We start from the raw sequence: 18,572 nt of genomic DNA on the forward strand, positions 1-18,572 counted from the left end.
AGTTCTCTACGTAAAGCGGTTGCAATGATAGCGGCATAAGCCTCTGAGCTCATTTGTTCGATTGAACCAGCATGCAAGTTGTTGCGCATTTTCGGCGACATATTGCATCCCCTCTCCAGATATAATTTTCGCGGAGTTTTCGCTGTTGCGGATTGAGCAGCAAAAACCCGACCTTTTTATCTGCGCTTAACGGCTGGAAGATGGGTTCGAGAGAGAACATCGATCAGGGCAAAAATGGTGGGCGTGACGAGCTGAAAGCGCGTGCTGCCGAGTATGTTCGCATGTCGACTGAGCATCAGAGGTATTCGACGGAAAACCAAGCCGAAGCAATCCGTCGTTATGCAAACAAGCGTGGTCTCAAGATCGTTCGCACGTACGCCGACTCCGGACGAAGTGGCTTAAACATCGAAGGTCGCGACGGACTCAGCCAGTTGATCTTGGATATCGAAAGCGGCAAGGCAAATTTCTCGGTGATCCTAGTCTACGACATCAGCCGTTGGGGGCGGTTTCAAGATGCAGACGAGAGTGCTTTCTACGAATATCGGTGTCGTCGCGCGGGTGTGCAGGTGGAGTACTGCGCAGAGCAATTCGAAAATGACGGCAGTATTGGATCCGACGTGCAAAAGGTCGTCAAACGACGAATGGCGGCGGAGTATAGCCGAGAACTCTCTGTCAAGGTATTTGCTGGGCAGTGTCGCCTCATTGAAATGGGTTATCGACAAGGAGGAATGGCTGGATTTGGTCTACGTCGCGAGCTCAGAGACGAGCATGGCCGACCAAAAGGCCTCCTGACGCGCGGTGAAAGGAAAAGCCTCCAAACTGACCGTGTAGTGCTCGTCCCAGGGCCTTCAGAGGAGGTCGCAATTGTCAGATGGATCTATCAACGGTTCGTGGAAGACGGTTTGGATGAAACAGCGATCGCCCAAGAATTGAACCAACGAGGTATTGTCACTGACCTTGACCGCCCGTGGACGAGGGGCACGGTGCACCAAATCCTCATCAACGAAAAATACATCGGTAACAATGTTTGGAACCACGTTTCGTTCAAACTCAAGCAGCATCGACTGAAAAATGATGCGTCGATGCTGGTTCGCGCTGACCATGCTTTTGAGGCAATCGTTGACCCGCGAGCTTTCGATGCTGCCCGAGAAATAATAGAATCCCGCTCACATCATCTTACCAATGACGAGATGCTTGATCATTTGAGATCCGTCTATGAACGCGCAGGTGTACTTTCTGGATTGATAATCGACGAAACGCTGGACTGCCCTTCGAGCAAAGCCTTTAGCCATCGGTTTGGCGGGCTACTGAAAGCGTACAAGCTGATCGGATACACTCCGGAAAGAGACTATCGCTACATCGAAGTAAACAGGGCTCTGCGACGGCGCTACCCTGATACGGTTGACGAGACGATTTCAGGGATCGAGAAGGCTGGAGGGGCTGTCTCCAGAGACGAGATTACCGATCTTCTGACGATAAATCAGGAATTTACAGCTTCGCTTACGATCAGTCGTTGCTTTCAAACGAATGCAGGTTCTTTACGTTGGAAAGTGCGGCTTGATCGAAGCCTGTCTCCGGACCTTACAATTGCGGTGCGGATGAATACGGAAAACACCAGTGCAAAGGATTATCTCATCCTTCCAACGCTAGATGTTGAGGCGGAAACTCTGAGGCTTTCTGAAGACAATGGGATTTGGATCGACGCCTATCGATTTGAAACGCTGAGGCCGTTGTTTGCTTTGGCGGAGCGTCTCTCAATTCACGAGACCGCATGATGCCCGACCAAAAAGCACTTCACATCGAGCTGGTTCCCATTCACAGGATTTCTGTCCTGAATCCTCGGGTGCGTAACAATAAAATTTTTAAAGAAATCGTCTCGAGTATTCGCGACGTGGGTTTAAAGCGGCCCATCACCGTTTCTAAGACGAAAGAGGCAACAGAAGAGCGTTACCAACTGGTGTGCGGGCAGGGCAGGCTTGAGGCCTTCAAACAGTTAGGGCAGGTGGAAATACCCGCGATCGTCATTCGAGCAGATACTCAAACAAGCTTGGTGAAGAGCTTGGTTGAAAACTGCGCACGTAGGCAGCACCAAGCTATCGACTTGGTTCGTGACATAGAAGGTATGAAAGAAAGGGGCTACAGCGAGCCAGAAATTGCCAGAAAGACAGGGCTTTCAACCGAGTATGTAAAAGGCATCGGCAAACTCATTCGCCAAGGTGAACAGCGCTTGCTTCGTTCCGTTGAGGCTGGGCACATTCCGATCAGTGTTGCTGTTGAGATTGTTGATGCGGATGACGACGGAGTTCAGGACGCGCTTCAGAATGCTTATGAAAATAACATTCTTAGAGGACGTAAGCTTCTTATTGCTAAGAAAGTTGTCGAGAGCCGGACCCGTCGGGGCAAGGCTCTCCTAAGCAGCGTGAAGCGGAAGAGAAGAATTTCGTCTGAGGCGTTGGTCCGTGCCTATAAGGAAGACACTGACCGCAAAAAACTCCTCATTCGAAAAGCGGATGCAACGCGCAATCGGCTGATTTTCATCGCACACGCGTTGAAGGAACTTCTGACGAACGAAGGGTTCCTTGACCTGCTCAAATCCGAGCAATTAGACACAATACCTAAGAAGCTTGCTGATCGGATGGAGCGTCAGGAGCTGACGCGATGAGCCCAAAAGAAGCTCCTTTGGTCAAACTGGCGTTTCATCGTGAGCCGATAAGGCTATCCATCTCCAGTATCACACCTCTAAGAATTGTGTCGGAGAGGATAAAGAAGTCCAAGAAATACGGCCAGATACGTTCCTCGATCTTCTATTCCGGTTTGGCTGAGCCTCCGGTTGTCGTTCCGGATCGCGATGAAAAAGGGAAATACCTCCTGTTGGACGGACACATGAGAGTGTCGGTCTTGACGGAACTCGGACATGAGGAAGTCGACTGTTTGATCGCAACGGATGATGAAGCTTACACGTACAACAAGCGGGTCAATCGCCTCGCGACCATCCAAGAACATCAAATGATCCTGAAAGCCATCGAAAAGGGTGTGTCTGAAGAAGTGCTCGCGCGTGTCTTGAACGTCAATATTCAGAACATCAGAACGAAACGTGGACTGCTTGATGGAATATGTGCCGAAGTAGTTGAACTTCTAAAGGACAAGCACGTCCCGATAAACACCTTCAGGGAATTGCGGAAAATGAAACCTCTGAGGCAGATTGAAGCCGCCCAGCTTATGATCGCGATGAACAAATTTTCTTGTCCATACGCACGTTCGCTCGTCGGGGCTACACCTGTCCCTCAGCTAGTTGAAACTGCAAAACCGAAGAAAATAAATGGGCTTACCGACGAACAAATTGCGCGTATGGAGCAAGAGTCTGCCCAATTAGATCGTGAGTTTCATTTGCTTGAAGAAACCTATGGCCAGGATCATCTCGATTTGGTGATTGCAACTGGATACGTGAAGCGCTTGATCGAGAATGCACGTGTAGTTCGCTATCTCGCCCAACATTTCCCCGAGTTGTTGACCGAATTTCAAAAAATCTCCGAAATCGACGAAACTGCAAAATTGAATTCACCAACCTAGGCAAACGCTCACTTAAACGAACGTGGCGAGGAGTGCTAACTGAAGGTTAATGATTCGTCGTTTGCCGCCGAAGTGACGTGCAACTAGGATTTATTTGCGCGTCAATTGGAGACCTTTATGATCGATACAACCACCCTGATCGCCTATGTCACCATCGTTCTTGGGTTCGTGTTTATACCCGGACCCGCAACACTACTAACTGTGGCGCGGGCGACGAGTTCGGGGACAAAGGTTGGAATTGCAACCGGAGCAGGGATCGCTGCCGGGGATGTTGTGCACACTTTCATGGCGATCATCGGTGTATCGGCGATTATTGCGACGTCAGCGCTGCTTTTCAGCATTATAAAATACGCGGGGGCCGCGTATCTCGTTTACCTCGGCATAGTCGCAATCTTTGACAAGACACCTCTAGATCTTGCTCGCGGGAGCACGCCGATAACGGCAAAACAGGCGTTCAACCAGGCCATCATCGCGGAGGTTCTGAATCCAAAAACAGCGTTGTTCTTCTTGGCTTTTCTGCCGCAATTCGTGAAACCGGAAAACGGTTCGGTCATGCTTCAGCTAACTGTACTCGGTACGATCTTCGTGCTGCTTGGCCTATTCAGTACCGTGATCTTCGCTGTCGGGGCTGGCAAGCTCGGTAGTTTCCTTAAGAAACACCCGGCCGTAGTGAAATGGCAAGGCAAAGTCGTCGGTGGAATTTATTGCGCGCTCGGTGCCCGCTTAGCATTGCAGGAGCGGTGACGTGTCAAATGCGTTGAATGATAAACGGTCCTGCCAAGTCGAACTGAGCAGTCTTCGTCAAAGCGTATCTGTCGCCGTATCAAGAAGTATATAGATCCCGGCAGCGATCATCACGAAAGGTGAGAGGTTTTCGAAAAACCGTTGGATCTTTCTGTTGCTACCAAGGCTTCTGGTTAACAAGGTACCAGCAACGATAAGCCCAGCGACTGCGATGAAGGCACCTAGTAGGACGTGCTGGTCGAGCACTGCGGCAGTATCAGCGAAAAAAGCGGCGATCAAGATGAACGTGTCAGCGCTTAGCGCAAGGAAGATCACTGCTGCGCTGAAGATGGAGTGCGCTGCTTTTATTGTGTCAGGGTCGTCTCCTGACCGGGACATGTTTTTCCAAAGTTCCCAAACCCCGAGGGATAGCGGGACAAGGCCAAGATAACCAAGAGCGTGCGGTGTTAAAAAAGTCACGCCAGCGCCAGCAACATATGCTCCCGTGACGACCAGCAGCTGCGCCAACAAAAAACCGATCAGTGCCTGTCTATACCTTCCTGATGTCGCGATCGCGAAGAAAGCAAAGAGGCCATCAATATTGGTTAGCGCATATGCGAGCGCGATCGAAAGTGCAAAGAACATTGATGTCTGCTTTAGGACGAGACAATCACAAAGACAATCTGAATCCCACAGGTTATCTGATCGTCGCGCATTGACCTCAACTCCGTCACCATTTTCTTAGGAACCTTCATTGAACGAAAATGAACCTAATGCATTGGGTTGACGTCGCTTTTTTTGTTCGCTATTTGTTCTCTCGTTATGACACAGGTAAGTCTCATAGTAACTCGCAGTTTTCTGCATGCGGCCTAATCGCCGGATGCAGGCACGCGTACCGTATCAAGAGAAAGCCAATGTCACTCATCACTCGAAGTTTTGAAATCCGAATACGCAAACCAAACGTGTCGACGCGCACGTATTGAATCTCGTTTTTCGCTTCTCAATTATTCGCGGCAACTACTATGCCGCATGCCGTGGTGACGTCATGCCAAAGAACAGAGAAACTAATTCATCCTCAACAACGGACCAGGGTCTCTCGCCCGGTCTCTTCCTTGCTAGTTGTGCGGTCTCAAAAGCAGCGAGAACGTGCCACTCCCTTCATCGTCCAAGGCCGACGATCACTGGTTTCATCGTGCCCAAAGATGCAGAACTCAAACTCTATCAACGCGCAATCGAGTCGATCGCTTTCAGGCATTCCAAAACAGACCGTTTTGGCAACAGTGATACCGCGATTGTCCTCATTCCAGATGATCCGGTGAAACGTCGTCGCGAGCCCCCGTTCGACGAGGTCGTTCATGACTATGAACGCATTGTCGTCGTGGCAGAACGACGGGAGACGTTGCCTGAAAGTTTCAATCTTGTTGCAGATGCTGTGGTCGAAATCGCAGCTATCGAGCCTCGGCATGTGAAGGCAGCTGCCAAGGTCTGCCTAAATAGAGAGATCACTGACAAGCAGGCCGAGTTCGTTGCGTCCAAAACTCTCGAGACAATTTCGCTTATCTTCCGAAAGGGATGTAACGTCGATGCCGTTGTCGAAAAACTCGCTCAGCACACAGATCAACCAGCGAAAAACGCGACTACGGGCCCAATGCTCCAAGACCTCTATGGCTTGGGAGATGCTGGAGACTGGGGAACGGAACTTTCTATTGATCTAGCCGACTGGCAAGCAGGCCGTATTGCTTGGAGTGACGTTGATCGGGGGATCTTGCTGAGCGGTCAGGCAGGAACAGGGAAAACTACGTTTGCAAAAGCGCTCGCTAATTCTTGCGGTGCTCATCTTGTGCTCGGTTCGATTGCAAGATGGCAAGCCATGGGACATCTTGGCGATATGTTGAAAGCGATGAGGAAAGCTTTCGACAAAGCGCGACAGAATGTGCCTGCGATTCTGTTTCTCGATGAAATCGATGCGGTCGGAAGCAGGCAAGAGTTCTCTGGTGACAATGCACACTACGCCAATCAGGTTGTTGCGGCGCTTCTCGAATGCATCGACGGCGTAGAAGGGCGCGAAGGGGTCATCATTGTTGGTGCCTGCAACTACCCCGAACTTCTCGATCCAGCCCTAGTTCGCGCTGGACGGTTGGACCGACATATTCGAATTCCCTACCCCGATGCCGCCGCTCGGCAGGGTATCTTACGATTTCATCTTCAGGAGAAACTAAAAGACACGGATCTGACGGGAATTGTAGAGCGAACTTCTGGAAAGACAGGTGCGGACCTCGAACAGATCGTGCGCGCTGCCCGCCGCCGTGCCAGGCGGGAACGTAGGCAACTGGAACTCTCGGACCTCAGAAAGTCGTTGCCTTTGCAGCTTCCCATACCTGCCCCGGTTATTCGCAGATCTGCGGTTCACGAGGCAGGACACGCGATCGTTGGTCTCGAACTCGGCTTTGCTCTTGCCGGATTGTCCGTGGCAGATGTTTTTGATGCCGATGGCTCTTTGTCTTTGTCTGCGGGTGGAGCCACGTTCCATATTGAGGTTCTGACGGAGCGCATCAAGTCACAGTTCATGGACAGTATTTGTCTCAGCCTCGCAGGCCTTGCCGCCGAAGAGCTTGCCTTCGGACAAAGGGGGGCAGGCGGTGGAGGCGAACCCGGATCAGATCTCTACCGTGCAACAGTCGAGGCAATTTCGGTTGAAGCCACTTATGGACTAGGTAGCGAACTTGCTTATCTCTCGTCTGCAAGTGAAGAGGAGCTTTTTACGGCGCAGCAGTTCAATTCCGACCTTAGAAAAAGAGTAAACAAGACTCTTCAAGATGAGTACCATCGCGCGACAAGGATCCTGTCGGCAAAACACAATCAACTGAACCTGCTCGCCAGAGAACTCTTTGAAAAGCGGGATCTCTCGCCAGATACCGTTCAGGAAATCGTCTCCGATCAACTTCATTTAGAGCTGGAACCTGCCATAAGCGGGAGCAGGTTTTGAAATCGTGCAGAGAAGCTAACCTTCGGCGACAGCCCCCGCGAGAAAAAAGTCTACGCATCTGGGGAAGCAAAGAAGTACAATGGGGCATTATTCGGGCACACGGAGGTTTCACCCATGCCTCGATCTAATGATCATTCAGACAGGGACACAGACGCCTGGCTTGACGACTTTGTCGAGAAAATGAGTAAACCGGGGCCACGCGAAGAGGACTATTTTAAAGAGCGGCGGCAACAAGGACTGGGTGTTGGCCTGGATGCTAAGGGTAATCTCGTGCGAGCATCTCGATTGTCCGGTAATTTTTAGTAACGTTTACCGAGCAAATTCAGAAGCTTCGTTCCGAAAGCCACAACCGCTCTCGAGGATGCACATCGGGCTCATCGCGAAAAACACCTAAGACTACCCTGCTGAGCCCGAGCCTAGAAATCATTTCTTTCATTTCTGAAATTGAGTTCCCCCAACTGCTGGGCACAATCAGAACTGATTGGTGATATTCTTTTCCGAGCAGGGATGCCATCGCAAGAGTTTCGACAAGAAATCTCCGGTGTCTCTTATGACGATGGCTTTTGATTTCGATAGCTGCAACGGGCTTACCTTTGAACAAAATAGTCAAGTCGGAAGGCACCATGGCGTCTTTGTTGCTTGGAGTTATTTTGACCTCCGGCCCCATCCCAAAAACATCGACATATTCTGCTAAGTAGTCACGAACTAGCTGCTCAAACTCGGCGGCATTTTTGTATCGTTCATGCCCTCGAACACCCCGCCCACCCTTTTGTTGTTGAAGATCCTTCAGAATGGTCTTCAGGTCTTTGCGCGTCAGCACGCCCTTAAAGAATTTCGGCGCGGTGTTTGAGCCTACCTCCTGCGACAATTCCCAAATCTGCGAAAGTGTGAGCACTCCGGTCATCGGTAGCTTTTGTCCAGTCAACTTCAACGCATCCTGTGCGTTTCGCTCCAGCCACGAATATGCTTTCAGAGGATTTCGAAGACTCGATGGATCTGAGCCTTTCATTTCAGCGACGCGTGCAAGCAAGCGCTCGCTATCCGTGAATCCATATTCTCCTGGGTTTCGCAGCGCAGACGACAAGGATTCGGCAAACGATAGCCAATCCGGATCTTGAGCTATGTTCTGGAGGAAATCTGTCTTTTCCATAGTCAGACATTAACCACGAACCAAGCCAATTCATCAATCGCATTGTTTAGTACTACTAACCCTGGTACAGCTTCGGCGAATGCCTATGTTTAGTCATACTAAATTATTGCGGAACTTGAATGCGGATCAATCGAACCAAAAATCCCCCGGCGCGACGCGTACAAAAACGCGGTCAACGCAAGAAGGCACATTATGTATCCCTCGACAGCACGCGCGATCTTTCTCAGCTTGAAAGTCGCCTGGAAGCAAGCGCAGCAATTGTGATGAGCCTGGATCCGAGGGTTCAATCGATGCGCTCCCAACCTATTTGTTTCGACCTGACAACAGGGCGCACATACGCACTGAGAGAAGAGTTGAAACAAGCGACCGCAAGACATGCGGTAAAGCCAGTTGCTTACACACCTGATTTCGAAGTCGGCCTTGGAAAAGACCCAGCATTCGTCGAAGTGAAACACTCCAAACTTATCGCGCTCCTCCCGGAGTTCGCGGAATACCCCACCATTCTGGCGCGATTTGGGCACCGCTTGCTCATCCTGGACGAGGAAGACCTGCCGGAGGAACTACACCGGAATGCTCGTCTTCTCCAGATCGCTTTAAGACAGCCTGTTCCTGAGGCCGACCTTCACGCGGTCGCCAGCGCATGCATCGAACCAACATCGTTCACCGCCCTTAAGGCACAGGGCCATTCAGAGAGAACGATCCTGGTAGCCATCGGCACGGGTGTTTTGTCGTGCGATCTGCGATACCGCCGTTTATCCGGCGACACCGTTGTTTCCGATACCACGGGCTCTCCCGTACACCTGATGGAGTTGCCCTTTGACTGATCAAGCAATCGCGAAATTCTTGCCCGTGACCGACCAGCGCAACCCACTTGAGTTTGTTGCTCGTCGCGGCGCGGTCGTGCTTCTCAAGGATAGCGACGACGAAATCGTCGAGATCACCAACGATGTCTATCGCTCGCTTATCTCTGAGGGCTTGGCAAGAACACCCGATAAATCAGAAGGGCTGAGTTTTGCCCCGGACGATGTTGATCGTCTGAAAAGGGAAATGATCCTGCATGCGATCAAGCGAGAAAAAGAACTTCGCGCCAACGGACACACGGCGGCGAATGCACTTGAAATTCTGCGGTTGGAGCTCCTGTCGCACGAACGTTTCCAAAGGCTGGTCCCAGCGAAACTGTCCGCCAGGACACTGCAACTCTGGAAATCAAGGCTTAAGAGTTCCGGAAAGGCAGGCCTTATTCCCCGAACACAAGAACGCGGAAACCGGACCGTGCGGTACGACGAGCTTTTCGAAGACATTGCCTGGAGTGTCCTGGAAGAGCTTTACCTGCGATCTGACAGAGTCTCGGTTGGACGATTGGCGGAATTGGTTGAGATCCGTTACCGAGATGCCTGTGAAGAGAGGGGTATTTCGCCGGGTCCTTGCGGCAAACGATGCCTGGAATCCGTCATCGACGCCCTGCGAACGGACGACGTCATCAAGGCGCGACACGACACCGAGACGTCAAGAAAACTGAGGCTTCAAGCTCAGTTTTATCATCGCGTCGAGCTTCCCTTCGACCTCGTCGAGATCGACAGCACCACCGCGGATATTTTCATTATCGGTGCCGATGGCGGGTGTGCAGGTCGTCCGACAGTCTCGATTGCCATTGATTGCGCGACGGGGTGGCCGCTGGCCCTCAGGCTCACACTTCAAAATGCAAACGAGGCGCTCACCGTCCAGACGCTGAAAGACTTAATGACAGATCGGGGCGACGCGTTTTTCGACTACTACGAAATTGAAAACCGAACCGAGGTCACCGGAACCCCTCAAATTGTTAGCGTCGACCAGGGTTCTGAAAACTCCGGCCCGCACCTGGCCAGCATCGTCGGCAATACGGGCATGGAATGGGCGAGTAATATTCCTGGAGCTCCGGAGAAGAAGCCGCATGTCGAACGGTTCATTCGGGAGTTGAACGGATTTCTGCACACTCTACCGGGCGCGACAACCTCAAAGGATCTTCCTGACAGGAAGCGGATCGACAAAGGTATGCTGGAAGCGTCGCTGACACTTCAGGAGCTTCAGGCTGCTGTCTACAAGTGGGTGTACGATTGCTACGCCTTGAAGCTTCGTCGGCTTATCCACTCCCCATTGCGTCAATCAGAGAGCCCAACGGAAAGCTGGAACCGTCTCAAGCAGAATGCGGTTCTACCGCCCGCTCCCGACGACATCCGCGATGTCTTCAACGTTCGAAAGAAGGGCTGCAAGCTTCAACACTACGGGATCGAAGTCGAAGGTATCCAGTACCATTCTGACGAGCTTCGTGAACTCATCAGTGAGGTCGGAAGAGGCGAGTCCGTCGACGTTACATATGACCCGCTCGACGTTCGCGAAGTCAGGGTGGCCCACCCCAGACTGCCCCGACCGATTAGCGTACCCGCCAAAACAGAAGGCGTTGCTGCTGTCAGTTTCGCCGATGTGAAACGCGCCAAAAAACCGGGTCGCGAAGCAAAACGCGTCGACAAAGGAGCAAGGGCGACCGCGACCGAGCTTGCCTTGTCGGCTCAGGCAACGGCCGAAAAACTTGGTCGTGGCAAAGTCACCTCCCTGAAGAGCGCGAGGGCGAGAGAAACACTACGACAGAAGCGAGAAGAGATCATCGAGAAGTCCAAACAGCCCGTGGGGCAGGTCTCTGATTTACCAGACACAAACACGCCTTCCCCGAAACTCTCGGTTCCCAAAAGAGGGAACCGGGCGGCGATCGTTTCGAAGGAGAATTGAGATGTCAGCGCCCAATATTCCGCTATTTTCTCAAACCATCATCCATGATGCATACGGCGCTGTTTTGTCCGACGTGGAAACGGCTATGCGCGGCAAGGACCCATATCACGGGAATATCATTCCCGTTCTCGGTCCAACGCGCGTTGGAAAATCCGCGATCATGAGCACGCTCGTCGATAGATCGGATCAAGCCAATTCGCTGGTACCGATGAAAAACACCGTTTGGGCGACGCTCCCACCGCAAACAAACGGCAAAGAAATTTACAGATCCATCCTGCTTGCACTCGGCTTGAGAACAGCTCCGAAAGAAAATACGGCAACGTCCCGCGAGAGGCTCTATCGAGCAATCGAATCGCTCGAAATCAAGACGATCATTATTGATGAGGTTCATCATCTCATTGAACGCGGATCGCACATGCCTTCGCGCATGGCAGGGGATCATCTGAAAACCCTCGCGGATACGACAAGGATCAATCTCGTTCTGAGTGGATTGCCCCGATTCCAAAACATCATCGATGATAACGAGCAACTGCGGGACCGGGCACAACAAACCATTCTGTTCAAACCGTATGATTGGCAAATTGAAAGCGAACGCGCGTCCTTCGCTTCGGCCGTCGATTCCGCAATCGGGAGCCTGGAAGAGACCGGGTTCAAGCTCCACATCGAATACGAAGATCTCGTACGCAGACTTTATGGAGCGTCTGGGGGCAGGATCCCAATGGTCACACGACTGCTCAAATCGGTGGCTGTTGCGACGGAGCAAACGCGCCAAATCGGCTTGTCAGATCTGCGACGGGCCGCGAAGTCCATGCAACAATCCGGCATTCCGATTTCCAAGTTCTTTTCTGATGAAGAACCCGACGAAATTGAGCTCATGCGCTCTTTCGCCGGAACGATGAGCGAGGCCGGATTGGAGTTCAATGTCGAGACCCTTACTGGTCTCGGAGCCGCCTGGGACGTGAGGGAAGCATCATGACGGCCTCCACACTACCGATGGCTCAGGAAAGCCTGGACGGCTATCTTCGTCGTCTCGCTGAGTCTGAGTTTTGGGCTGATGTCTCTGACTTCTTGAAGAGCCACGACTTGCAATACGGACGTCAGCTCGTTGAGAACTGCGACACGGCTGAGCAGGTCTTGGGGCTTCATGCTGGAACCCTGGCCTCAATTGCACCAGCACTGGCACCCGAGACCCCGCGCTTGAAATGGCGATTCGAGAGGCATCACAGCGCGCCCGTATGTCCGGCGTGTATTTCTGAAGGCCGACCACACCACCAAAGTTGGCGGCATTCCTTTGTCACTTGTTGCATCGAACATAAGACCCGTCTGGTCGACACATGCCCGGTGTGTTGGGAGGTGTTTCGGCCAGGTCGCGGTGGATATCAAAGTTGCGAATGCGGATTCCAGTTTGACCGTCTAGAATGTGTCCCCGCAACTCAGGAAGAGCTCTCGGTCGCCGCGCTGATCGGCGAGCAAAAACACCCAACGCGTTCGTTGTTGCCCCCGAAGCTAAAATCTGAAACACCGCCGGATATTGGAGATTTTCTGTTTTTCATTGCCAGCGAGCACCTGGATACCAAGACTGGAAAACACGGGAAGTCCGGGTTGCCGAGAACCATCAAGGAAAGTCGCGCATTCCTTGAAAGCGCACTCGCAGTTCTTTGTGACTGGCCAAATGCATTTCGCGTTGAAGTGGCTAGGCGTCTTGCTAGCGACGTGAACGCCAGCTCGTCCGCACCAGCCAGGCTAGGCCGTTGGTACCAACGCCTCATGGAGTTTAATGGCGACGAATACTCTGATTTCAGGACTGAACTGACACACCTCGTGAAGAACGAGTTCGATGGGATCTATTTCGGCAACATCGAAGCAAGCACACAAGACCGCTCATGGATGAGCGCTGCCCATGCAGCCCGGGACATCGGCATACGGGCAGAGCGTCTTGTAGACGCGGTCTCAAGTGGCGCGGTTCCCGGCACTCAGCATCACTCCGGCATGGGCCATCGACACACTGTCATTCACGAGTCAACACTCGATGAAATCAAACGCAATAGGCAGCGATTCATCGACAAAAAGTCCCTCCGCGAGGATCTTGGGATATCCAGAAAACAGTGCGAATTCCTGATATCAAGCGGCTTCCTGAAACCATACCCATCGGAGGAACTACCGCCTCTCGTGGATGGGCTATTTGAGCGGGGCCTAGCTGGAGATCTTGTCGCGAAGATCGCCAAAGCGGCGCGCGCTATTGATTGCCAGACAATCGCGTTTAAGGACCTCAATCTGCGCTTCACAACAGATCGATCCGGCCTGAAAAACGTCTTCGATGAAATCGCCAGCCAGCGCTTGAGACCCAAATCAGGTACCACGAACGGGAAGCTTGCTGACTTCCACTTTGCAAGTGCCGAGGTCGATGCGGTTCTCGCGGAAGCAAAACGCGGTTCAGGATGGACGATGCAGGAAGTCGCTCAGCTCACCGGATGGAAGGGGCACTGTATTTCAGAATGGTGCCGCCAAGGCCTCTTAAAGCATGAGGCTTTTGACCATGCCGGAGGTGTTGGACGGGTTATCGAACCCGAGGCTCTTGCCCGCTTCCAAATGCAATATGTCCCACTTTCGGAACTCGCAAAGCAACTGGGAACATCGTCGCGTTCGTTGTTGAAGCGCTTCAACGATCGCGGAATTCAAACGGTCGGTTCGTTTCAAGACGGGCCTGCAATACGCGGGCACTTGGTTCCGATTGCAACGGTTTGGGCCGGGACGACTCCTTAGTCATCGTTCGCCCATTTGGTTCCTGGCCTTCCGGCTGAACATGTGTTGTGTTTCAGCGGCAGCGACCCATCGATCCCGTTTGCAACAACATCTGCTGTGCGGCATTCGCAGTGACAATTGACTGCGCAGGCCGATCATTCTATCGTCTTCTCAATGCAACTTCGGACTTATTGCTTAAAGCGCAATAGTCTAGATGGGCGATTTCAGCCTGTTTGACGACATATGTCCTGAAACGAAATTATATGCGCTAAGTTCGCGAAACTTAATGCGAACAAACCCACACCTAATTACTTGTTTTTCCTAAAGGGCAAGCGAAGCATTACGCGCTTCCCTACATCGTTTTGTCGGGGAACGAATAAGGTTTGGCGGCGCGGATGTAATGTCGCAAAGCGGCGGGCTGATAGTCACCTGTCTTCAAAATTTTTAATGACTTAGACGGAAACCAATATTCTGTCTGAGTTGTTGGGACATGAGCTCTCCCTCATCCCGAAGTGGGTTTTGAGATTTCGAATAGATCCGAAAAATCAGACCGCTGCCATAGCCCATCATTCGCGGAGCAAGGGCTATTTGCGGCCCTGAGCCGCCGTAAGCAGTGGCCTCAATTAATGGCAGCTTTGCGCCCCCAAGTCGGACATTCAATAACCTGCACGTCTTTCCCCAAAACGGACTTTCAGTTCGGGCAAGCACCATATGCCCGCAAATCTATTTATCGCGAACTACTCCCAATGCGGCCACATACTGTTGCGCACATCCCCACAACACTTAAACCAACAAGAGTTGCTGGTTAACTGCTACAAATCGGCAGAACTTGGGTTGCAATCAGGAAATTGCCTCTTGTCACAGGAAACAAAGTCCAATCGAGGACGCCCCGGTGTAAGCCGAGAAGCTTGGCTTCGAGCTGCACTAGATGTCTTTGAGAACGAAGGCATAGAAGCTATCAGGATTGAAAGCCTAGCAAAACGAATAGGTATCAGTAAGAGCGGGTTCTATTGGCACTTTGAAAACCGCGACGACCTCCTCCGTGCGATGCTGATTTTTTGGGAGGAAATCGAAAACCGTCCGATAACCGCTTTGGTTGGCGAACAAACAGTGCAAGCTGGTGAAATGTTGACTGCGATTGCTGATTTCGTAGACCAAGAAGCTCTAGCTCCTTTGGACGCTGCAATTCGGCAGTGGGGACGAAAGAGTGAAGAAGTTGCGAACGCATATGCAGCCAAGTTAAATCGGCGGCTCCATGTTATTCGCGCGCTGTTTTCTGAACTTGGATTTGAAGGCAAGGAACTGGAAATGCGCGTTCGCACGTTTGTTTGTTATGTGTCATGCGAACGAGAGATCTTTGCGGATTCAACCGTTGAAGAGCGCAAAGAACTTTCCAGACTGCGTGTGAAGCTTTTGACGGAAAAGCGGTAGGTGTGAAGTTTCACTAGACGAAGCTGTACAGTGATTGATAATGTGTCACTGGCGATTGAACGACTGCGCTTTGCAAGTCTGATCAGTTGCGCAGGAGGCCCTTATGACTAAGACATTTTTTGGTTTCGCTGCCCTTGCGACGGCCATTCTTTCAATTGCATCCGGACCGGTACAAGCGCAACCCTCATCAACCGGAGTGATTGCAGAACGAGGTGTCTATTATCCGGGCACGGAAGCGCTTGCAGAAGACGAGATGCGGGTAACGGCTTGTGGTACTGGAATGCCCACTGTTCGTCCAAAACAGGCTGCGGCTTGTTGGTTGGTTGAACTTGGAAATGGCGACAAGTTCCTGTTTGACATTGGAGCCCAGTCCATGAGCCGCATTGCGGCAATGAAGATCCCGTTCGACTATCTCGATAAGGTATTTATTGGGCACCTCCACCTCGACCATATGGCTGATCTGGCGACACTTTGGATTGGCGGTCTCAAGGCGAACCGGACATTTCCTCTCAGAGTTTGGGGACCTAGCGGGCCAAAACCAGAACTCGGCACGATCGCGTCGATGGAGCATATGCAGAAGATGTATGCCTGGGAAATCGCCTCGATTGTCGGAAAACTTGATGACCGTGGTATCAAGATCGAAGTGAATGAGTTTGATTACACAGCAGTTAATGAGGTGATTTACGACGAAAACGGCGTGGTTATCAGATCCATCCCAGCAGTGCATGCAATCGACGGCGCTGTCAGTTTCATACTCGAATGGAATGGATTGAAATTCGCCTATTCCAGCGACACCTCGCCAACGACCTGGTGGGTTAAGTATACAAAAGGCGTCGATATCTCGGTCCACGAGAGTTTCGCACCTCCGTCAACTTTGATCGAGAAGCAAAACTACTCACCACAGTTCGCGCTTTTGCTCAGCACGTTGCTACATACTTCACCCGTACAGTTTGGAAAGCTAATGGCGCTTACCGAACCGCGTCTCGCGGTTGCCTATCATTTCTTCAACGACCACGACACTCTGCCTGAGCAATTAGAAGAAATACGCAAGGTATATGATGGACCGCTCGCAATGGCTCAGGATTACATGGTCTTTAATATCACCAAAGACGACATCCGTGTGCGAATGGCAGTGATTGATGAGGACATTTGGCCCTCGGCACCAACGCGCCAAAAAGTCGCCGAGGAGAAGGGCTCTGAGACACTTTCCAAATTTGTACTATCCGGGGACTTCTTCATGGAAGAGTTGCTGACTGATATTTGGAACGAGGCGAACAAAGCCTATGGAAGCGATGCCAAACTTCCACCAGGAGGCCTGGGAGCGCAGTAGCGCACAGATAGGCATCTCGTTAGCAGAGATGCTTAGGAAACAAGCGGTAGTTGGGTTTTAGGACCATGGGTGAACCACAATGACAGCTTTCAAAGCTACATACATAAGCGTTGCACTCGCAGCGATTTCTGTGATCAGTCCGGCATTCGCAGCGGATCCCGCGCTTAATGGTGTGCCGTTTGTGAAGCAGAGTGAGGCTCCATCCCCTTGGACTTTTGAGCTAGGTGCCTACGGCTTTGTGCCTCTATCAGTGAAGGGAACGTCTGTAGTTGACGGAGGAGCCGTTGATCTTGACATGGGCCCTGAGGAAATCTTCGATCTTCTGCAATTTGCAATTTCGGGGCGCGGTGAAGGCTGGCGGATGCGCGACGCAGCTGATGGGAGCGCGTTCGGCCTTGTAATTGATGCACAGTACGTAAATCTTGGTCTTTCCCAACAAAACATCGGGCCAGCGGCTGGTGGAACTGTCAAAGCAGATATCCGGCAAGGGATTATTGACGCTATGGTCGGATATCGATTTGCGCCGCTCGCCACAGGTTCTGGCCCGGGTCAGCGGATCGAATTCGATGTTATGGCTGGTGCGCGTTACAACTATTTGCGTCAGAAAATCCAAGTCGTTCCCGGCCTCCCCGCACCCTTTGTGGCTGATCTTGGCGAAGACAAACATTGGGTATCCCCTGTCATAGGAGCACGTGCCAACTTCATCTTCAACGATCGATGGAACCTCGTTGTACGAGGGGATATGTCAGGCTTTGGCGTGTCGGGCGAAAGCCTTTCTTGGTCCCTCAACGGCATTGCTGGTTATCGTTTTACAGAGAAGGCAACAGTTCGATTTGGCTACCGAATTTATGACATCGACTATTCAAGTGGAACAGGTGCGAACGAATTTGGCTATGATGTCACGCAGCACGGTCCGTTTGTTGGACTGAGCTACAGGTTCTAGATATTGCCTGTTACATGCTTCGAGAATTCATCCTTACCGATCTCGAAAAACAAAAAACTGCTGCTTCTCAGACGGGGGCAACGCGTGGATCCGCCGGATTAATTGTCGTGAGCGAAACTACAGCAGAGGGTGCTTCAGTATTGCTGTTGGCTGAAAGTGGCTACGTGCCAGCGCTACAACAGCGTCCGCTTTCCCGCGATTTGTTTGCAAACCTGTCAGTACGGTTCCGGCCCCAATTCGGTCATTCGTTCAACCCGCAGCAAAGGTCCGCTCCCCGCCCGAAACCGACATCGAAGCTCCGCGCAGAGAAGGTTTGAAGCGAGCCCAGACCAACTCATCGCTCTTGCACTCAATGTTGAGCGAGCGAGTAAATGCCTTGCTCAAAAATGCAGAAACCTTTGTATGCTGTGAGTCCATGCAGGCTCGGGATCGCCCGCACCAGCGTGAAGTTCGATAAGCTCGTGGACTATGCGATTTGAACGGTCGCGTTCGATAACCGGGCGATCATAGAACTCTTCCCAAATCTTTGTAAGTTCAGGGTACTTTTCAGGTGCCTGATATGCCGCTTGCAGAATGTACTCTTCAGAGTGACTGATGCTCAGGCGCAATTCGCCTGCGCGCAGTTCGAATGCCATAGCGTTCCAGTCTTGGTTCGGGCCGAAAACTGAGCGGCCACAGGTCGGGTTCTGGGTGATGTGGGAATCATAGAGGACAACGTCTGCTTGGTCCGCTTGGCAGATCTTCAGTCCTCGCTTTTTGCCGTTGAAAGCGACGGCAATGCAGCGTGGGTCAGCCTTGAGACCAAAGTGGATTACTTTAGGACGAGTTCTGCGCTGATATTCAATCTTGTGTTTCCGCGAATGTCGGTAATCCCATCAGGTTCACTCGTATCAATCACAACGGTATCCCGTACCCCTGATGCTACTACGCGCTT

General features: G+C 51.8%; 15 protein-coding genes. 12 read left to right on the top strand and 3 right to left on the bottom strand.

Going from position 1 to position 18,572, the window contains the following annotated elements; genetic code table 11:
- The first annotated feature begins 152 nt into the window (after positions 1-152).
- From ACO08A_RS08280 to ACO08A_RS08295, 4 genes are all read left to right on the top strand, one after another.
- Positions 153-1,775, top strand: a complete 1,623-nt coding sequence (locus ACO08A_RS08280; protein ID WP_422040650.1) for a recombinase family protein — start codon at positions 153-155, stop codon at positions 1,773-1,775.
- Positions 1,772-2,662, top strand: coding sequence for a ParB/RepB/Spo0J family partition protein (locus ACO08A_RS08285; protein ID WP_422040651.1), 891 nt, complete (start codon positions 1,772-1,774; stop codon positions 2,660-2,662). The genes ACO08A_RS08280 and ACO08A_RS08285 overlap by 4 nt, the downstream gene beginning before the upstream one ends.
- Positions 2,659-3,570, top strand: a complete 912-nt coding sequence (locus ACO08A_RS08290) for a plasmid partitioning protein RepB C-terminal domain-containing protein (protein ID WP_422040652.1) — start codon at positions 2,659-2,661, stop codon at positions 3,568-3,570. Before ACO08A_RS08285 ends, ACO08A_RS08290 begins: the two co-directional genes overlap by 4 nt.
- A gap of 117 nt (positions 3,571-3,687) precedes the next feature.
- Entirely contained in the window at positions 3,688-4,314 is a 627-nt protein-coding gene (locus ACO08A_RS08295; RefSeq protein ID WP_422040653.1) for a LysE family translocator, read from the top strand.
- A 57-nt stretch (positions 4,315-4,371) separates the two neighbouring features.
- Here the strand turns inward: ACO08A_RS08295 and ACO08A_RS08300 are convergent, their stop codons facing one another.
- Positions 4,372-4,938: a hypothetical protein gene (locus ACO08A_RS08300; protein WP_422040654.1), complete on the bottom strand. Its 567-nt coding sequence runs from the start codon at positions 4,936-4,938 to the stop codon at positions 4,372-4,374.
- 547 nt (positions 4,939-5,485) lie between these two features.
- On the opposite strand from ACO08A_RS08300, the gene ACO08A_RS08305 reads away from it, so the two are divergent.
- Entirely contained in the window at positions 5,486-7,279 is a 1,794-nt protein-coding gene (locus ACO08A_RS08305; protein WP_422040655.1) for an AAA family ATPase, read from the top strand.
- Positions 7,280-7,601: 322 nt separating this feature from the next.
- Here ACO08A_RS08305 and ACO08A_RS08310 read toward each other — a convergent pair whose 3' ends face one another.
- Entirely contained in the window at positions 7,602-8,429 is an 828-nt protein-coding gene (locus tag ACO08A_RS08310) for a hypothetical protein (protein ID WP_422040656.1), read from the bottom strand.
- Positions 8,430-8,548: 119 nt separating this feature from the next.
- Between ACO08A_RS08310 and ACO08A_RS08315 the strand changes: the two genes are divergently transcribed.
- The 7 genes from ACO08A_RS08315 (at position 8,549) to ACO08A_RS08345 (ending at position 17,638) form a co-directional block, all read left to right on the top strand.
- Positions 8,549-9,253: a hypothetical protein gene (locus ACO08A_RS08315; RefSeq protein WP_422040657.1), complete on the top strand. Its 705-nt coding sequence runs from the start codon at positions 8,549-8,551 to the stop codon at positions 9,251-9,253.
- Complete coding sequence (locus tag ACO08A_RS08320; RefSeq protein WP_422040658.1) at positions 9,246-11,192, top strand: Mu transposase C-terminal domain-containing protein; 1,947 nt, start codon at positions 9,246-9,248, stop codon at positions 11,190-11,192. The genes ACO08A_RS08315 and ACO08A_RS08320 overlap by 8 nt, the downstream gene beginning before the upstream one ends.
- A 1-nt stretch (position 11,193) precedes the next feature.
- Positions 11,194-12,168: a TniB family NTP-binding protein gene (locus ACO08A_RS08325; protein ID WP_422040659.1), complete on the top strand. Its 975-nt coding sequence runs from the start codon at positions 11,194-11,196 to the stop codon at positions 12,166-12,168.
- Positions 12,165-13,955, top strand: a complete 1,791-nt coding sequence (locus ACO08A_RS08330; RefSeq protein ID WP_422040660.1) for a TniQ family protein — start codon at positions 12,165-12,167, stop codon at positions 13,953-13,955. Before ACO08A_RS08325 ends, ACO08A_RS08330 begins: the two co-directional genes overlap by 4 nt.
- A gap of 834 nt (positions 13,956-14,789) precedes the next feature.
- A complete protein-coding gene (locus ACO08A_RS08335; protein ID WP_422040661.1) occupies positions 14,790-15,365 on the top strand; it encodes a TetR/AcrR family transcriptional regulator in 576 nt (191 codons plus the stop codon).
- Positions 15,366-15,468: 103 nt separating this feature from the next.
- The gene (gntH, locus tag ACO08A_RS08340) at positions 15,469-16,695 is read left to right on the top strand and encodes a guanitoxin biosynthesis MBL fold metallo-hydrolase GntH (protein ID WP_422040662.1); all 1,227 of its coding nucleotides are present in this window, start codon (positions 15,469-15,471) and stop codon (positions 16,693-16,695) included.
- Between the two features lie 79 nt (positions 16,696-16,774).
- The gene (locus tag ACO08A_RS08345; protein WP_422040663.1) at positions 16,775-17,638 is read left to right on the top strand and encodes an outer membrane protein; all 864 of its coding nucleotides are present in this window, start codon (positions 16,775-16,777) and stop codon (positions 17,636-17,638) included.
- 380 nt (positions 17,639-18,018) lie between these two features.
- Here ACO08A_RS08345 and ACO08A_RS08350 read toward each other — a convergent pair whose 3' ends face one another.
- A complete protein-coding gene (locus ACO08A_RS08350; RefSeq protein WP_422040664.1) occupies positions 18,019-18,273 on the bottom strand; it encodes a hypothetical protein in 255 nt (84 codons plus the stop codon).
- Positions 18,274-18,572: the final 299 nt, after the last annotated feature.

Source organism: Roseibium sp. (assembly GCF_965232425.1).
GTDB lineage: Bacteria > Pseudomonadota > Alphaproteobacteria > Rhizobiales > Stappiaceae > Roseibium.